Source organism: Sinorhizobium meliloti (assembly GCF_017876815.1).
GTDB classification, from domain to species: domain Bacteria; phylum Pseudomonadota; class Alphaproteobacteria; order Rhizobiales; family Rhizobiaceae; genus Sinorhizobium; species Sinorhizobium meliloti.
The window spans coordinates 1,278,460-1,295,620 of record NZ_JAGIOS010000003.1 but is presented as its reverse complement, the minus strand read 5'-3'; the positions used below and the strand labels follow the sequence as shown (position 1 = coordinate 1,295,620).

Below are 17,161 nucleotides of genomic sequence, written 5' to 3'. Positions count from 1 at the left end.
GCTGAGCGCTTATTCGAAACATCACGGCGAAATTGGTGTTCCGGATGGCTGGAGCGGAGCGGCAAGACGATGACCGGCCACTCCATCTCGTATTCGGTGGCATGGTGACCCATGCAAACCTTCGAGGAGGTTTCATGATCTACACAGCCGAGGACATCCGACTTGTCGTGAACCCGGTAATCGACACGCCTACTCCAACTTCACCAGAGAGCTAGGCGCATTTGCATGCCTTCACCTGCTCTTGGCCCCCTTACCCTTCCCCATTCAATGCTGTGATCGAAAGATGGGGCCATTTATTCGAGGTAATACAACTGAGCGATTCCGGTTGAGTTGCAGGCAGATTTTCCGATTTTGCTTATAAGGCGATCTATGAATGGTTAAGGGGGGCACATGAGCAATTGGCTAGGCATCAATGCGGAGTACGATCCGCCCTACAAAAACATCGAGATCATTTGCGACCCGAGCGGCGAAGCCTACAATCGTGCCAAGACGGACGAAGAAATCCAACAGACCGGCAAGGCACATCAGAGATGCCTCCAACGCGGATACGACAGCTATAACAGCAAGTTGGCAAAGCAGCAGGAATACATTGACCTAGCCGTATTGGGAGGGAATGCTTTTGTCGCGCTGGTGATCCTCGTTGTCATCGCAAAGCAGTGGGATCGAATTTCCGCGACAGTCCGACAATACCGCATTGATTTCGAAGCTGCGCGTGCATTCCGTGCGAAAGACAAGGAACGGGCCAAGGCGGACTTTGCACGAAAGGTGCAAGAACGGCTGAACGAGTTGGAGCGGCAACGGGAGGGCTGAAAATGTTTTTCCACTGCAATCGAACTTGGTTGCTCACCCGTGGAGGTAAGTGCTAGGCACCCTGCGTAGCTTGGAGTTGAAATGCGGTACCTTCTCTTTGGTTTAATGATCACAGTTGCAACGTCTGCAAGGGCGGAAAATCCGCTAGACAGCGAGAAGCGCTACAGGCACGCGCTGAATTCGGTTTCATACGTGTTCTCTCTGGGTATCTGGTACAAGAAGTGTACTGGCGATCAATCCGACCCGGAGTTTGTCAAGCGCCGCGATCTCGCTATGTTGGGCATAGCGGGGCTAAGTGGTGACGATATTTCACTTGGCGAAGACTTGATTAGAAGCGCCGCAGTGAAGGCAAAGAACGACATGGAGAGATTGATGAGCGGCCCTGAGCCATGCAGTGACGCGAGCAAGCAACTGGCCATGACCTCTGCGAATAAGGGTCTCGAGACTATCGGTGGACTTCTAGATCAAAAGGACGAGTGAGCTTCTCGGACGCTTTTGAGACGCCATCAAAATTGGTTCCAGACTTTGTTCGCAACACACAAGCAGGCTTTCTGTGTATCTGTGTTTCGGGAAAAACAGTAAACCGCAAAACGGGCTTTCTGGTTTTCTGTTGTTCTGGCCTTCTGCCTTTTCCTGTTCTCTGTATTCGAGCTTGCTGGCGAGATCAGCCCATACTGTTTTCCATGCGTCTACCGCACATCCGGCGAGCCTTCGGGCCCTTCATCCTCCTCGCTATTATCCTCCTCTCCCCAATAGACGGCGACGCAGGCCGCCGCCTGCTCGCGCATTCACCCGTCGTGCGAATGGCATCTTGCGCGGCCAGCGTCCCCTCCAGTTCGTCGGCGTCGAACGTGACCCCAATCACAAGCGACCGTGAGAGATTGTTCGGCGGGATATTCACGTATTGATCGCGGTATGACTTCGATTGAGCGGCCTGCCCTATTTCGGTGCCAGTGGTGTCGAGCGCTCTCGCCGTAGGGAATTTTAGTTGGGGGAAGGCCGGGGTCTGGCAGCCGTAACCAGGGCCGAACGGTAGACTGGTTCAGAGTTATCAGTAGCATTGCACGAGTACCTTATTGGAGTGGTTTCCATGCCTGAACGATACGATTTCGCCAACCTGTCACCGATCGAGTTCGAGGGGCTTTGCATGGATCTGGTGTCGGTGGAAACAGGTCTCAGGTTTGAAAGGTTTTCCGAAGGCGCTGATGGTGGAATAGATGGGCGGCATGGCCGAGCGAATGGCGACATCATCCTTCAAGCCAGCACTATAAGAACAGCACATGGTCGGATCTTCAGAAGGCCGTCAAGAGTGAGAAGAGCAACGTCGCCAAGCTGAAGCCGTCCGATTACTACCTTCTTACCTCTCAGGCTCTTACGCCAGCGCGGAAGAAGACGCTTGTTACGCTCCTGGATCACCCTTCGGTGGCCGCATCGAATATCTGGGGCCGCGTGGAGCTCAAACACCGACGTCGAAAAGAGGAATATCAAACTATGGTTGTCCAGCGCCGCGGTGCTCGACAGATTGCTGAAGAACGACATCGCAGTTTTCACGGAGGCTACCTACGATGAAATCGAGCGAATTCTAAAAGTCTTCGTCGTCAATCCAAGTCTCAATAAATCCGCTGAGATCCTTGAGCCAACCCATTGCTTGATTGTTTCCGGGCCACCAGGTGTCGGCAAGACGACGTTGGCCCAGGTTCTCGCAGCGGAGTACAGCGACGAGGGTTGGGAACTGGTCTCGATCACTTCTATCGAGGACGGTTTTCGCGCCTTCCAACGCTGCAATCGGCAAGTATTCGTCTTTGACGATTTTCTCGGCAAAATCAGGCTCGATCCCGCGTCACTGGCGCGAGACGACGGGCGAATTGTGCGCTTCATGTCCATGATCCACAAGGACAAAGGAAAACGACTTATCCTCACGACGCGCGCCTACATCCTGGAGGCTGCCCGGGCGCTATCCGAGGCACTCGACGACCAGAAGGTCGAGGTGTCGGAAATGGTGCTGAACCTTGCGACCTATACCAGGGAACTGAAGGCGCGGATCCTCTACAATCATCTGTACCATTCGGAAATCGATCAGGATTCGATACAGGCCCTCCTGGCAGGCGATTCGGTGCGTCAGATCGTGGATCATCGCAACTACATGCCGCGCATCATCCAATGGATGACTGACGAGATTAGACCGCGCGACGTACCTCCGTCCGAATATCCGAAAGTTTTTCTGCAGACCCTCGAACACCCGGACAAGATCTGGGACAAGGCCTTCAGGCAGCACATCAGTCTCAACGCCCGCATCCTTCTTTATTGTTTGTACTTCGCCGAGCAGGAGCGCTTCTCCGAGCCTGGCGTCAGAATGGACACACTCGGGTTGTTTTTTGAACGAGCGGTCGTGGGATTCGGCGCAATCACGAGGGAGGAGCTACGTGCGGTGATCCGAATACGCTTCGCGAGGTGAAATCGTCGTTTGTGGTGATCGATGGAGGCCGGACCAACTTCATCAATCCCTCCGTACAGGACTACCTGTCCCGCGAGACGGCAGACACCACGGTTCTCTCGACGCTTGCCCGCTGCGTGCCATCCATTGCCAGCGCTCTGTCTCTATGGAAGAAAATGACTGCAACAGCCTCCCGCAAGATGCGAGCGAAGGTGGCGGACGCTTTGCTGGAGACTTTAGTCAGTGGTGATGTCGAGGGTAGACTCCCTTTGCACGAGCTCGCCGATCTCGTTGGCGACCTCGTACTCGCGAAAGGGGACACCGAAATCTGCGAAGCACTCCGGAAACGGGGAATTGCGAAGCTTTTTTGGACAAATGAGGGAAAGCTTCCCATTTTAATCGACGAGCTTGCCGGTGGAAGATACAGCCATCTCCCCCACGCGCGAGCCTACGCCAGATACCTTCGCCTCCAAATCTTTAGATACGTGTCGCCCGAACGGGAGTATGCAATGGAGCTCGCCACACTCGCGTCAAATCTAGCGTCATCCAAGGTCGGGATGTCCGACCAGTTCTACAGCAATTTCGACCAAGCGACCGAAGAAGCGGCGGATGTGCTTGATTTGAACTCGATTGGCCGCAACGAGGATCCAGAGCAATTGGTCGGCGAATGGCTGGAGCACATCGAGAAAATCGAAGGTCTCACATCGACAATGGCATTCTACTGGAAGAAGAGTGATTTCGAGGAACGCATCGCTGCAACCCAGCAGGCTAGAGAAAGTAGGCAGCAGCGGGGGATATGCAAACTTCGGCACCGCGCTCGCAATCTCCGAGCGAACGACGTCCGGCCCTCGGCGGATCATTTTCGAACGCGGACCTTCAGTCGATGTCCTCGTCGCTTAGAAAATCTGAAAACCTGACTAGCCAACGACCTAATTACGGCTTCAGGCCAATCTCATTGGGCTGAGGATCGCGGATTGCCCTGGCGCTTTGGAACTAATTAGGGTCTTCCTCATATGTGGAACGGCCCGGTTAGCAAGGCATTTGTTGCGCAAGGCCCCGTCCGGCCTATCTAACGCCTATGGCCGCTGGCCACGAGAGATCCGCGGTGCTATCGCCATATCACTTGCCGCTCCTCTGGACGGCGTCTTAGAAGGTGCCAGGGAGACCGCAGGCCGGGGACGTTAAGTCGATCAGCCTGTAGAGATGGTACCGCCCATTTGCCGAGACACTCGCGATGGGCATACGAGGTGGGAATTCGCGCCTTAAAGCTGGACGCGGTTGTCGCAGCACGCCAGAACGGCTGCGGCGATGGCCTGCACCTTGGGGCAAGGTCACGCGCCGAGCACCCTAGCCGAAATATCACTCGAAGGGCGCTATCGCCGCATCGGCCTCGCCGAACTCAAACTCGATCCAATCATCGTTGTCGTTCTCGCCTGTTTCATCAACACTGATGCGAACCGGAAGCCGCCCGTCTAGGAGTTTGCGGAGAAAAGCCTGCTTCGTCGGGTTTGGTGCCGATGGAAGACGACGGCTGGCTTCCACATTACGCGCCCCATTGTCGTCAAGCGTTCGCAGCCCGGCGAGAACCTCCATCAGTTCCCGCGAGCTCATTCGTATTTTGCAGCCTTCCAACTGATATGCTCCATGATGTCCGGAATCGAAGCCCTTTTCCCGCGCCCGCAGCGACCCGTTCTTTGGCATCATCACCGGCGGTGGGAATTGTTCGAGCATCGCGCCGAATATCGCTTCCAGTTCCGTTCGCAGAGGATCCCCTTCCCTACATACCAAAATTGGGTGGACACGGCGTCTGGGATCATTCGGCGGGAAATAGTGCCACCGCTTCTCACGGATGGTAAGCAGGAGAACGAAGTTAACCGAGGAATATTGACGCAGCAACTCTCTGGCGATCGCGTCAGCTGACACGTAGTGCTGCGAGGCCTCTCGTTCGGCCAGTGCGGCGCAGTCGCCATCTCCAAGTATCACGCCGGTGATACCGTCTGCGCCATGCAGCTGCTCTGCTTTTTCCTTAAGCGCGCTATAGAGCGGATTTCGATCCTTGATTGTTGGAAGGTTATATGCGGTGAAGCCGACGGAACTGTACGGTGACTTCGATGGATCAATGGCGACTTCGATACCAAGCTGATCGTCGTCGATGGACGCCCGCAGTACCGCTTCCCCGGCGTCGAGTTGCTCTCGAAATCGAGGCATGAGATTGTCTTGGACAAAAGACTCGAGTCTCCCGACGGGCGGGAGCTTGAGAAAGGTGCGCTTCCCTCGCGAGCTTTCGTGAGTTCTGGAATGGACCTGCACGTCAACGCCACCAATCGGCAAACCCAGTTTCCCTTTCGCTCGCTCGATGAGGTCGCTGAGCTTCGAGTAGGGGTTCTGTTTGTCCAACCCTTCGTCAGAGGCGGTCGTCACATCGGCAGTGAACCTAAGGCGCCCGTTGTCGAACCAAGCATCCGGGCGCCTACCTGAAGGCAGTGGTTGCTCACTAACAAGGTTGCCGCATTCCGCCAGTCCATGCAGGACAACGACTTCCCACATTGCTGCGACGCGGTCCCGGCCGGGTAGATTGAGGCGAGCAACGATGCCGTCGACCGCACTGTCGCCTATCTTAGCTCTCAGCTCTCTCAATCGTCGCTGCAGAGCCCTTCGCGCAAATATCATGAAGCCAATCTCGTATTTCGTTGACGTATATAAGATTCTTATCAAGCGATTTCCGAGCTTTCGTCGTTGAAAGCATGTGTGAACTAATGGGGCCTCCGACAGCGCCCCGTTTCGATCAACTTACCATTAGTGCGGTGAGGGAATCAAAATCGCTTCAGTCAGGCGAACTAACCCGTTTCAAGGAACATTTCGCCGCCGCTTGCGAAGGAGGATATGAACCCGTAGCGCCACTCCAGGGCATATCCCAGATCAAGGCTGCGATTGCCGCCCATCTGGTCCATTATCATGCGAGCAGTGTAAGCGTGGGCCTCGCCGAGATCCCTGCAACGGCCGCGATGATCTGGCGTTGTAGCGTTAGGGTGTTCCTTGATGCCGATCCCCGGCTCATTGGTTTGTATCGACCTTACCTTCATGCGCAATCCTCCGTGGCACATAGGGTCGATGGTTCACATCAGTTTGTCGATTCCCTCGATAGTTTTGGCGGTCGATCAGCCTACAGGTATCGTCACCGATACCGCGACTTCAGAGGCTTCTTAAATCGAGAAGCGCAGGCAGGATGTCATGTTTGGAAATGTCCACGCCGAGTTCCTGCGCCATTCTGTTGAGACAACCGATTACCGGTAGCAGCGACGCCGGCCAAATCTCCACGACACTTCTAAAATGCGTTGTGATCGTCCGTATCCGTTCTGGTAGTTCATGCTGCCCGCATTTCGCGAAGATATAGATGGCGTTGAGCAATGCGACCAAAACGCGACCGCCTTCATGTTCGTCGGATAAGGTCAGCCTGCCGTGAGGCTTCAATTGCGCGCCCTCCTCGGTTGCCTTTCGAAGCCACCTTCCAAACGCTTCCGGGTCCCCTTTCCGACCCAACACCTGCGCAACGAGATCGGTTACCAAACCGTAGCTAGGTTCCGATTTCGCCCCAGGCGCCGAGAGTGCCAAATCAAGCCTCTCAAGAATTAAGTCCAAACGCTCGGCTTGCACCTTGTCGATGTCGATCAGGAGACTGACCATCGACGCGAAGAAAGCCGGGTCGCCGTCCTCAGCCTCTTCAAAAATGCGCGACAGAAGCTTTTCCTGGTCGCGCTCTTGAAAGGGATGATCTTCTCCAAGCCAGCCATCTTTGATCATGGGCGGCATGGGATCCTTAGCCGCCCAGAAGTTCTCCGGCGCACCCTCAGGTGTTGGAACGATCGCCTCCGGGAAAGGAGTCCATCGTTCGCCCACCTGCTGCCCCAGTAGATCCTTCAAATGCTCAGGGATTGAAACCCCGCCGGACAACAGACGCCCGACGAGCTTTGCGATAAGAAGGGTAGCTGGAAGCTGCAAGGATATGTTGACTACCCAGTCGTCCCAGATCGCCTCACGCTCGAAATCGAAAAACGTGGACCGGGATTTTCTCGCGAGCCACGCTGTAAATTGAGGAAGATCGATGTTTGACGAGGCGAAGGCTCGAGCAAGCTGGTCGGCGTGCACCCAGATTAGGCAAAAAGCGAAATCGGGAGACAGGGCCCTCCATTCGTCACTTTCTAGCGCTTGTCGAGCGCTGTGCCGAATGAAGGTGGTCAGCAGCTTTGCGCGTTCCTTCGTAATGCTGCGCTTCAACCACGCTTCGTCGTCCGTGACAGGCTGCCCGGTCGCCGTCTGGCACATTAGCCAGAAGAGCGCGGATAGCACTGACTCTTCCCTGGGCCAGTCGTCGGCCTTGCCGGAAATTGCTTTCGCAAATTCGACCATCTCGTTCCTGGGTATTTCGACAGGAAGACTTGATACCCGGCACATGGCCCGTTCGATGCCCAGGGAGCCGCGCAGCGCCTTCAACGAGGCCTCGGCCAACTCATGTGGCGATCCTCGAAACTCTGCGGGCAGACCGAGATAGTTCAGCATCTCGCCGACAGGCGGGAGGTCCAAATCCGAGACCTGGCTAGTTCCTGACCTAGACAGGCTTTCCGCCATGAGTTCCTTGCGCCTCGCAAAGTCAGAGCTCAAGCGATGGTGGAAATCGGCCACCCGTTTTTCGACATCCTCCTCGCTCCCTAACGCGACAAGATACTCTGCGGTGAATGGACGTCCCACGCTGCCCTTACCCTCCAGATCAGCCAGAAGCTGCTCGCGAACGTTTTGCACTGGATGCACGAGTGCCAGAGTGCTCCTATGGAGCGGCAGCTTCCGCTTTCCGATCTTGAGCAGTGCAGTCGGCAGATCAGCATCGTCGGAGCCGAGTTCCAGGCGGGCATTAGTTTTCCCGTCATACAGCTTGATGTCCGCGCGATTCGTCCCCTTCTGCAGGCATCCCTCGATAGCCTCCTGCAGAACTCGAACCGAAACCTGGAGCTTGCCATCGATGGTAATGAGCATCACGCGTTCGATCCCGAGCGTCCGCTTGAGGTCACGTCGGCTCGTGACCCGTTCCTCCCACTCGTCAGGCAGAAGAGCGAGGAACCTCCGCACAATCAGGCGAAATGCTTTGGCGATTTCCTCGCCGTCGGAGTCGGATTTCGTGGCTTCATCCCGTTCGACGATACGGGCCAGCATTGCTGCGGTCATGTCCGAGATCGTCTCTAGGATCTCGGCGTCCGCATCGACCATCGGACCGATTGCCGACGAGAGCGCCCATTCCATGTAGGCCTTGCTGGCGCGGGAAGAGTGCAAATTCCGAGGCAATCCGCCCCCTGATTCCGAAATGATCTCGCCCCCCAATTCCGAGAAATAGTCGCCCCCTGATTCCGAGATGATGCCGCCCCCATCGGAAAGCATCTGGCGTGGGTGTTCTGCTGGTGTGAAGTTTCTTCCTTCGACGTGACGAGGAAGGAACGGGATGCCTGCGGAGAGACTGGAGATGCGGCGTGTCCGCGAGATATTGAGATATCGCTTCGAACAAGGACTTGGCCACAAGTCGATCGCGGTTCGGGTTGGAGCTGCGCCATCGACGGTGCGCGAGACGCTTCGGCGTGCGGCCATTGCGGAGCTATCGTGGCCGTTGGGTGACGACATCAGCGATGCAGTCCTGGAAGCGGCGCTTTACAAGGCAGGCGGGACGAAGACGGGTCATCGTCGGAGCCCTGAGCCGGACTGGACGCAGGTCCACCGCGAGCTGAAGCGCAAGCATATGACGCTGCAGATCCTTTGGGACGAATACATCAGCCGTTATCCGGAGGGCTATCGTTACAGTCGCTTCTGTGACCTCTACCGCGGCTGGGCGATGAAGTTGCCTGTGACGATGCGGCAGGATCACGCGGCCGGCGACAAGCTGTTCGTCGACTACGCCGGCGACACGGTCACGGTTGTCGTTGATCGGCTGTCCGGCAAGACACGGCAGGCGCACCTGTTCGTGGCGGTTCTGGGAGCATCCAGCCTTTCATATGCGCAGGCACGTTGGAGCGAGACGCTTCCCGACTGGATTGAATGCCATATCCTGGCGCTGGAGTTCTTTGGCGGTGCGCCAGCCTTGCTGGTTCCCGACAATGCCAAGGTAGCGATCATCAAGGCCTGCCACTTCGATCCCCAGGTCAACCGGACGTATTGCGGGATGGCGGCCCATTATGGCAGCGCCGTCTTGCCGACGCGGCCGCGACGCCCGCGGGACAAGGCGAAAGTGGAAGCTGCGGTTCGTATCGTCGAACGTTGGCTGTTGGGCCGGCTGCGCCATCGCATCTTCTATAGTTTGGCCGAGGTCAATGCGGCGATTGGCCAATTGCTCCATGATCTCAATGATAAGCGCGTTCTGCGCCGTGTCGGCGCCACGCGCCGCCAATTGTTCGAGGAGCTTGATCGTCCGGCTTTGCGACCGCTGCCTGTCGAACGTTATGTCTTTGCCGAATGGCGTATCCGGCGCGCCGGGCTGGATTATCACGTCGAGATCGAGCGGCACTATTATTCCGTTCCCTATCGCTTTGCCCGCGAGCAGGTCGAGGCTCGTATCACCGCCAATACGATCGAGATCTTCCACAAGGGCGAGCGAATTGCCGCTCACCGGCGCTCCAGCGGCAACGGCAAGCACACGACGATCCCCGATCATATGCCCTCTGCGCATCGCCGCTTTGCCGACTGGACGATTGAACGGATTCAACGCGAAGCCTCTGCGATGGGGCCGGATGTTGCGCTGTTGTGCGAGCGCATTCTTGCCGACAGGCCTCATCCCGAGCAGGGCTTTCGAGCTTGCCTCGGCATCATCCGCCTCAACAAGAGCTTCGGCCGCGACAGGGTCAATGCCGCTTGCGGCCGTGCGTTGGAGATTGGCGCACGAACCTATGGCTCGGTGCGATCCATCCTCGACAATCACCTTGACCGGACGGCTGCCTCAAATGGAGCGGCGCCGCATGAACCGATCCATCACGCCAACATCCGCGGACCTCGCTATTACCACTAAGGAGAACGAAAGATGCTTGCCCATCCAACACTGGATAAATTGAATGCCATGGGCCTGGCCGGCATGGCAAAGGCCTTTGGCGAACTTGTTGCCAACGGCGAAGCCGAACATCTCTCGCACGCCGAATGGCTCGGACTGCTGCTCGAACGGGAGTGGAGCTCCCGTTACGATCGGAAGCTTGCGGCACGCCTCAGGTTTGCCAAGCTTCGCCACCAGGCCACCCCAGAAGATGTCGACTATCGCGCCGACCGCGGCCTCGACCGTGCTCTCTTCATGAAGCTGCTCGGTGGCGACTGGATCAACGCCCATGACAATCTGGCCATTTGCGGACCCTCGGGTGTCGGAAAGAGTTGGTTGGCTTGCGCTCTCGGCCACAAGGCTTGCCGAGACGATCGCTCAGTTCTCTATCAGCGTGTCCCAAGGCTGTTTGCCCAGCTTGCGCTCGCGCGTGGTGATGGCCGCTACGCCCGCCTGCAACGAACCTTGGGCCATGTTCAGCTCCTGATACTGGATGATTGGGGGCTCGAGCCGCTCAACGAACAGGCCCGCCACGACCTGCTGGAAATCCTCGAAGATCGCTATGGACGCAAATCAACGATCATTACCAGCCAACTTCCCGTGTCCGCATGGCACGGCGTCATTGGCGACCCAACCTACGCCGATGCCATACTCGACAGGTTGGTCCACAATGCCCACCGCATCGAATTGAGCGGCGATAGTCTGCGCCGAAATCTACCGCGCAAAGCTTGACACCTCGCCTGAATGAACTGACAACAATCATCGCCTGCAGACCCCACTAAACAGGGGGCGAGATCATCCCGGAAACCGGGGGCGCAATCATCTCGGAACAAAGGGGCGGCTTCATCGGAATCGGCACGGGAAGAGAGCCTTGCGCTGTACAGCTCCGCTTGGATAGGCAAGGTGAAGGCCTGGACGCCTGCCAGAGCAGCAATGGAACGAAGCCCTTCAGTGGCACCGGTCCCGACAGGAGGAGGCAGATGCGTCACTCGGAGGTTCTGCCATATCCAGTTGGACCGCGCCGCGCGATCCGAGTCTGTGCCGACCTGCGAGCGCCAGATCCTCGCCAGAAGATCGCGCGACAGGCCCGATAGGTCCAGCGTTCTTCGAACCTCACCGACGACCCTGCCCTGCTTGTCGACGTCGCTTTTCTGCTCGAGATATATGAGATGCTGAACGTCTCGCGCAAACCACCGGCGTATTTCCGAGACACGAGCATTCTCGACAAGCTCTCCATCGACCACCGGCGAGGCCTCGATTATCGTCGCAAGATCCTCGATGTCGATCGGCATGAAGAGGTAACCCCACTGCCGGAGCTCCCCATGGAGCTTCGAGATGCGGGCGCGGGACAGCCTGTTCTTTCGAGATAGATGGGACAAGATCTCCCGCATCGTAAGGGAGCCGCCAATGGGCTGCTGGGAGAGCGTCCTGTCTTCGATCCAGAAGAGCGTTTTCCCGAGCTCCTCTTCTTCGGGCAGCGTCTCCACCAGGCATCGCAGATGGGGTGGCATATTTCTGGACCGTTCGATGTTTTCGGCGGACCGCTTGGGCAGCACGGTCTTCCAGGTCGATGCTGCAAGTTTCTCCGATACTGTCTTCGTAAGCTCGAGCAGCATCGTCCGCATGCGCTGCTCGTCTTCCGCCTCGACCAACTGCCCGGAAAGCCAGTCGATGTCTTTCTGCGAGACTATCAGCGGGAAGCCGCGAGCGAGTTGCTCGAGTACTTCAAGCTGCGCGAGCTCCACGACCGCGCCGCGGCCGAGAAGCAGTCGGTCGACCTGTGACGGCTTGGACGGCAACGACATACTCAGTATCGAAAGAAGTTCATCCATCCGCGACTTCAGAATATGCCCGGCGAGATAGGCCTCGTGGAGCGCATGGGCTGCGGCAGCTTTCTGCTCCTCGTCCGTGCCCGACTGGAACGCGAACAACTCCATGACCCCATCGGGAGGGCTCTGGCAGATTTCGACCGCGCTGTCGCCGCTCGCAAGGGTCCTTACAGCCCCGGCCACCAGGGGCAGGACCTGATGAAATTCTGCGGTGACTAGGACGAGGACTTCCGGAAGCGACTCCGGAATATGAATCTGAAAACAGTGCTCGAGGTCATCCAGCAACTCGCAGCGAGCCGCAATCAGGAGAGCACTGAGATCCAGGCGCAACGCCGGACGCTCTCCGTCTGGCAGCGCGCCTGCGTCATGCGGCTTTCCGGATAGTAGCATCATCGGCAAGGCGTCTCCTAACCGGTTATGCCGCGTCGCAGGTTGAGCGAGGAATAGCGAAATGTAGTCTTTCGGATCGCCACGCATTGCCGCGGCCGCAGGCAGCCGACCGTGCATCCATTGATCAAGACGTGAGCGGTATTCCTTGGCGTGCTCTTCCAGGACCTTGAGGACGTCCTCGACGCTGTCGAATCGTTGAACGGTCTCCTTGCTTGCCGAATTGGCGACCATTTTCCGGATTATTTCGTCCTGAAGCGTGGCAAGACCGAGCCTGCTAGACAGTTCGAGGACGGCGCCGGAAAGATCCTCCGGGAGGCCCTCCGTACCAATTCCTTCGAGCGCCTGCCTTGCGATCTCCGGAGCATACGAACGAAGCGCAAGGGCGACTTGAACGGCCTTCCGCTGGTCGATTTCGCCATGCTTCAGAACGAACTCCGCCTGCTCTCTAATTCCGTCGAGAGAGCCGATCCGGAGGTAGGCGTTGAGGAGCTCGTCCCGCAGAAGCGGATCTTCATGCTCTCTGAGCAGCGATTGAATGTCGTCTATTAGCTCCCGATGACTGCCCAGTGCCTCCCACGATTTCAAGCGGACGTATGACAGTCGCCTGGACATGTCGATGCCGTCCGCGCGCGCGGAATTGAGGATTGAAATCGCAGCACGCGGATTTCCGTTGTTCAGCGCGGCGACCGCCGCAAGCTCGACTGCGCGGCCGGAACCAAGGTGGGCGAGTTTGCCCCGGAGAGCGTCAAGCTCTCTGAACGCGTCCATCGATGCCAGCATCTCCGAACCCGCGAGCAGGTTCTCGATGGGAACGTCGCCTGTAGTCAGGAATGTGAACAACTGGCCGACGTCCTTGGTAGCCAGTGTGTGTCGCATGACCGCCGAGAAGCTTTCGGCGTCTTCGCCATCCTTGGTTGCGAACTGACCGCGCCAATGGTCAAAGAAGTCACCGGCATCAGGGAACATGCTGGCGAACTTTTCGATCACGGCCATCCCGCGCTCCGGGTGGCTGGGGCCGGCTGCCATGAGCGCAAGGATGGCGACATGGCCCGGAGTTCCCTTCCCCTCGCGCAAGGCATCTCCAAGTGTTTTCTTGATCCGACCTTGACGCAGCGGCAGCCCGCTCAACAGTGCCCACGCTACTGCGGACGGGTCGTAGTCGTCACGAGCAAACAACGATCGGGCAAACGATCTTCCCGCTGCTCTGGTGTCAGGATTGAGAAGCAATGCCGCCAGCTTCCAGACTTCGACTTCTCGCCTGAAGTCGCCTTCCACTGTATCGAGGAGACGGTCGAAATCGGCAGCCGCATGTGACAGGTGCGTACGGGCTTCCGGCGTCGAGCGAACCAACGACCTCCCGATCGGGTTCGGCACCCCGCCGAATTGCAGATCGACCCCGTCGACCAGCGCGCAGGCAAACCGGACCGCGCCACGGGCAAACAACGCCATTGCCGAATCAGGTTCCTTCGTAGTGGCCGAAACTACCAGATTAATAGCCTCTGATCGGCGCCCACCCGTTAACAGGGTGGCAATGGCGCGCAGCCGCAGCACCTCCGCGGAGGCCTCGTCACCGATGAGCGGCGCAAGTGGCTCGAGCGCCTTGTTCGGCTGGCGAGCCTCGATCAGGAGCGCAGCCATCAATTCGCGCTCGCGGCGCCCGTCCGGATCCTGCAAGTATTTTCTGGCCGCCGCGCCGCCGCTTCGCGCTCTGATCAGGTATGCTCGGGCCGTTCGGTCCGGCGGTGGCACAAAAGCGTCCGCCTCATCGAGAAGCTGCTCGGCCCCATCGAGATCCCCCTCGCCCAGGATCACCATTGCCGATGCGCGAAGCCCCTTCGCCTTGAGGTCAGGCTCTGCGCCTTGCCATGTGATGAAGTCGGATCGGGCGTCTTGCAACCACCGCTTTATCTTCGACGGTTTGCCGCGGCGAAGATCCGAGACCGCGTCTTCCAAGGTGGCGGAGAGCATCTGGTTGAGGGGGCCGACGTAGAGGCTTTCGATCTGAGATAGGATCGCCCCCTGCGACGCAGTCGGACCTCGCGCCGAGACCAAGGCTCCGGTTGCGGCAGTCGAAGTGCCTACATCGAAATCAGCGGAAAGAGCCTTGACCCAGGCTTCGTTGAAATATCGGTCGATCAAGCGCGGATCTTTTCCGAGCATTTCCGATATTTCGACCGAGTCCCAGATCTTGAACTTGATGTTGTTGCTGGCAAGTACGCGAGCGAGTTCCCTCGCCGCATCGTTCATATCGTCGTTGTTTCGCTCGATCGATACAGCGATGATGAACTCTTTTACGCCCTTTCCCTTCCAGTGACCCTCAAGGTGCGTGGTGAAGTCTTCGATCCAGGCCCGAAACTCCCAGGGCTGTATGTCCTTGTAGCATTTTGCCGAGACAACGACCGCTGGCTCCTGCAGGTCGTTGAATCCTTCGACGTCGACACCGAACTGCGGCTGCCCGCTTCGTCTCTTCATTACGGGGCGCAAATCCGGATAGCTTTGCCGCATTAGGTCGCGGCAGATCTCCTCGAACTGTCGGCTTCCCACATCGACGAGGGGCAGCACGGAATGTCGTTTCAAGGAAGGGAGCGTGATTGCGTCCGCGGGCGGAGTTTCATATCTGCGCGGCTCCGGCGATACCTTGGTTTTGCTTTTCTTTTTGCCGCCCATTTCTGCCTCGTTGAGTCGAGGGATTATTGTATGCTTGGCTCCGCGGCTGCAATCAGAATGAGTGATATCCCCAATGAAATGCAACCAAGACCTTTGGCGCAAATCAGCGTTTTCGATGCGCCGCGAGCGCCAGGACGATGAGATCAGCTACAGGTCTTCTCGCTTACGGTTGCGAAAACACGACGATCGAAGAATCTACCGTGCCCGGATAGTTGTGTGTCAACATTGTGTCGCAGCCCGAAGGGGGGCATGACCTGCAGTGATACAGACGGCAAGCGACTTTAACTGAGGGGGTTCAGCGTGAGTTTGATGGAAAGGGAAAGGGTTTTCGAACAGATCGAATTGCAGCGCGAGCAACTGGAGGCTGACGCCGTCGAGGCGGCGGCACGCTCCTCGACAGTTCGGGCTTCGAGCGCAGGCGTCATTCCCGCAAGCCGTTACCCGAGCAGCTGCCGCGCCGGCAGTGAGCGGAGCTAGGTCGAAGCGGACGAAGTCACCAGCGCAATAAAAAGTGGCTCCACTGGCCTACCGCGCCAGAGGCGGCTGAGCAGTCTTCATCAGATTCACCAGACTATCACTTTCCTCCGCAGTCATCGCAAGCGGAAAACAGCTGCCGGACCCACGGGGGGACCGCACGAGCACCATCGCGGCGTCGTTCGTCTCATGGGCCTTGTTGTCAAAGAGAAACCGCTTTAGTGCGTTGACTAGTTCTGGCTGCGCAACCACCTTCATGCCCTGCCTTTCGCAAAGCTCGGCGAACTCACGATCCTTTCCAATCTCAACCAGAGCTTTTACTGCGTTGATCACGGTGTCCAGGGTAACAGCAACCGGCGCTGTCCCCTCATATTCGTTAATCATGATCGTATTTCCCCTGTTCTATTGGACGCGTCCCGAAAGATTTGTGATGATCTGGCGTTGAACCTGGGTGTCGATGGCGTCCAACGCATTTACCTCAGCCGGTGTCCTCCCAAATTCCCTCGAAGATGGGGCGCCGAGGAAATCAACTTTACGTCGCAATATCTGTTCTGTTGTGCTCGGCGCCAAGGAGAGAGCGACGATGACCGTGTGTATGTCGGTTCTCGAGCCGGCCAGCCTTAGGCCCGCTTCGGACAAATGGGGTCCACTGCCAACTGGGCTGAGCGTTACCTTCGGCGCCACCGAGCCGCCAATCGTCGTCTGGAAATGGAATGTGTCGCTCATCACAGGGACCGCATCCTTTTCCTTGGTTTTAAGATGGTGGTACTCATTGAGGTCGACGAACGTCCTCACCACTTCATCGAGGCCTATCTTCCCGGTAATTGGGTAGTTGTAGTTTGCGGCCCTTTGTGTCGAGTTATCTCGCCCACAGAGGCTCGCAACCTCGTATCCTAGAAGATCTCCAAACGTATCGCTGACACTAAAGTTTCTAATAGTCTGCCGTTGTCTTTGACTTCCAGCTCCAAAGTTAACATTCACAACTCCCCTTGTGAAGGTGTTTAGAAGCCCGGCATCCGCTGAAAATTCGCCGCCCTCCGACATGTCAAACGTGAAATCATACGCAATTGCGGCGGGGATATACTTTTTAATGTTAAACTGCGCATCGTGGTCAAGAGTATCGAATTTGAGCTCTGATATTTGAATGTCCTTGTCTAGCAAATTTTTTCCGGCTTGGTACGTCACTTTGTCGCTAAACGTCGTTAGGTAAAGTCCAATGGCGGTAATGATGGATTCTCGGGCCTCGCACCTTATTTGATTAACAATCTGTCTCGTATTGAGATGGGATACCCCCTCCGGCAACGGGTGAACCGTACAACCGCTCAACAACAGCCCTGTAGCGACAAAATAGGTTTTCATGCCCCCCGCTCGCTCAAAACATTTAGCTTCATCGCACGCCTAGTTTATCTACTATATTTGAGCGGCGGCAGTTTTGTTCGTGCAGAGAGCTGCGAAATGCACCGCTTGTCTTTGACGTCTTGAACAATCTCCAGAACATTC

Annotated in this window: 12 protein-coding genes; 6 read left to right on the top strand and 6 right to left on the bottom strand. The window is 57.2% G+C overall.

Annotation, left to right across the window (positions count from 1 at the left end; all coding sequences use genetic code 11):
* Positions 1–390: 390 nt before the first annotated feature.
* The 4 genes from JOH52_RS32730 to JOH52_RS32715 all read left to right on the top strand — a co-directional run bounded on the left by JOH52_RS32730 (position 391) and on the right by JOH52_RS32715 (position 4,161).
* A complete protein-coding gene (locus tag JOH52_RS32730) occupies positions 391–810 on the top strand; it encodes a hypothetical protein (protein WP_017266202.1) in 420 nt (139 codons plus the stop codon).
* A gap of 81 nt (positions 811–891) precedes the next feature.
* Positions 892–1,290: a hypothetical protein gene (locus tag JOH52_RS32725; protein ID WP_017266201.1), complete on the top strand. Its 399-nt coding sequence runs from the start codon at positions 892–894 to the stop codon at positions 1,288–1,290.
* Between the two features lie 1,015 nt (positions 1,291–2,305).
* Complete coding sequence (locus tag JOH52_RS32720; protein ID WP_017275014.1) at positions 2,306–3,265, top strand: nSTAND3 domain-containing NTPase; 960 nt, start codon at positions 2,306–2,308, stop codon at positions 3,263–3,265.
* Between the two features lie 11 nt (positions 3,266–3,276).
* Complete coding sequence (locus tag JOH52_RS32715; RefSeq protein ID WP_234842738.1) at positions 3,277–4,161, top strand: hypothetical protein; 885 nt, start codon at positions 3,277–3,279, stop codon at positions 4,159–4,161.
* 442 nt (positions 4,162–4,603) lie between these two features.
* Here JOH52_RS32715 and JOH52_RS32710 read toward each other — a convergent pair whose 3' ends face one another.
* The 3 genes from JOH52_RS32710 to JOH52_RS35650 all read right to left on the bottom strand — a co-directional run bounded on the left by JOH52_RS32710 (position 4,604) and on the right by JOH52_RS35650 (position 8,671).
* On the bottom strand, positions 4,604–5,959 hold the full coding sequence (locus tag JOH52_RS32710; protein ID WP_017266196.1) for a hypothetical protein: 1,356 nt from the start codon (positions 5,957–5,959) through the stop codon (positions 4,604–4,606).
* A gap of 122 nt (positions 5,960–6,081) precedes the next feature.
* Complete coding sequence (locus JOH52_RS32705) at positions 6,082–6,327, bottom strand: hypothetical protein (RefSeq protein ID WP_017266195.1); 246 nt, start codon at positions 6,325–6,327, stop codon at positions 6,082–6,084.
* Positions 6,328–6,436: 109 nt separating this feature from the next.
* Complete coding sequence (locus JOH52_RS35650; RefSeq protein ID WP_234942948.1) at positions 6,437–8,671, bottom strand: hypothetical protein; 2,235 nt, start codon at positions 8,669–8,671, stop codon at positions 6,437–6,439.
* Between the two features lie 82 nt (positions 8,672–8,753).
* On the opposite strand from JOH52_RS35650, the gene istA reads away from it, so the two are divergent.
* Both istA and istB read left to right on the top strand, forming a co-directional pair.
* Positions 8,754–10,283 carry an IS21 family transposase gene (gene istA / locus JOH52_RS32695; protein WP_107010529.1) on the top strand — a complete coding sequence of 510 codons (1,530 nt, stop codon included), beginning with the start codon at positions 8,754–8,756 and terminating at the stop codon, positions 10,281–10,283.
* Positions 10,284–10,295: 12 nt separating this feature from the next.
* Positions 10,296–11,033 (top strand): IS21-like element helper ATPase IstB, encoded by a 738-nt coding sequence (gene istB, locus JOH52_RS32690; RefSeq protein WP_012477343.1) that lies wholly within the window; start codon positions 10,296–10,298, stop codon positions 11,031–11,033.
* Here the strand turns inward: istB and JOH52_RS32685 are convergent.
* The 3 genes from JOH52_RS32685 to JOH52_RS32675 form a co-directional block, all read right to left on the bottom strand.
* Entirely contained in the window at positions 10,937–14,992 is a 4,056-nt protein-coding gene (locus JOH52_RS32685; protein WP_192937080.1) for a hypothetical protein, read from the bottom strand. The two genes, istB and JOH52_RS32685, sit on opposite strands and share 97 nt — an antisense overlap.
* Positions 14,993–15,712: 720 nt before the next feature.
* Positions 15,713–16,045, bottom strand: a complete 333-nt coding sequence (locus JOH52_RS32680) for a hypothetical protein (protein WP_017265507.1) — start codon at positions 16,043–16,045, stop codon at positions 15,713–15,715.
* 18 nt (positions 16,046–16,063) lie between these two features.
* Positions 16,064–17,020, bottom strand: coding sequence for a hypothetical protein (locus JOH52_RS32675; RefSeq protein WP_017265506.1), 957 nt, complete (start codon positions 17,018–17,020; stop codon positions 16,064–16,066).
* Positions 17,021–17,161 lie beyond the last annotated feature (141 nt).

Bases quoted from the DNA above. Each gene is read 5' to 3' on its own strand.
- JOH52_RS32730 (WP_017266202.1), top strand. From the start codon at position 391: ATGAGCAATTGGCTAGGCATCAATGCGGAGTACGATCCGCCCTACAAA.
- istA (WP_107010529.1), top strand. From the start codon at position 8,754: ATGCGGCGTGTCCGCGAGATATTGAGATATCGCTTCGAACAAGGACTT.
- JOH52_RS32725 (WP_017266201.1), top strand. From the start codon at position 892: ATGCGGTACCTTCTCTTTGGTTTAATGATCACAGTTGCAACGTCTGCA.
- JOH52_RS32680 (WP_017265507.1), bottom strand. From the start codon at position 16,045: ATGATTAACGAATATGAGGGGACAGCGCCGGTTGCTGTTACCCTGGAC.
- istB (WP_012477343.1), top strand. From the start codon at position 10,296: ATGCTTGCCCATCCAACACTGGATAAATTGAATGCCATGGGCCTGGCC.
- JOH52_RS32685 (WP_192937080.1), bottom strand. From the start codon at position 14,992: ATGAAGAGACGAAGCGGGCAGCCGCAGTTCGGTGTCGACGTCGAAGGA.
- JOH52_RS32705 (WP_017266195.1), bottom strand. From the start codon at position 6,327: ATGAAGGTAAGGTCGATACAAACCAATGAGCCGGGGATCGGCATCAAG.
- JOH52_RS35650 (WP_234942948.1), bottom strand. From the start codon at position 8,671: ATGCTTTCCGATGGGGGCGGCATCATCTCGGAATCAGGGGGCGACTAT.
- JOH52_RS32675 (WP_017265506.1), bottom strand. From the start codon at position 17,020: ATGAAAACCTATTTTGTCGCTACAGGGCTGTTGTTGAGCGGTTGTACG.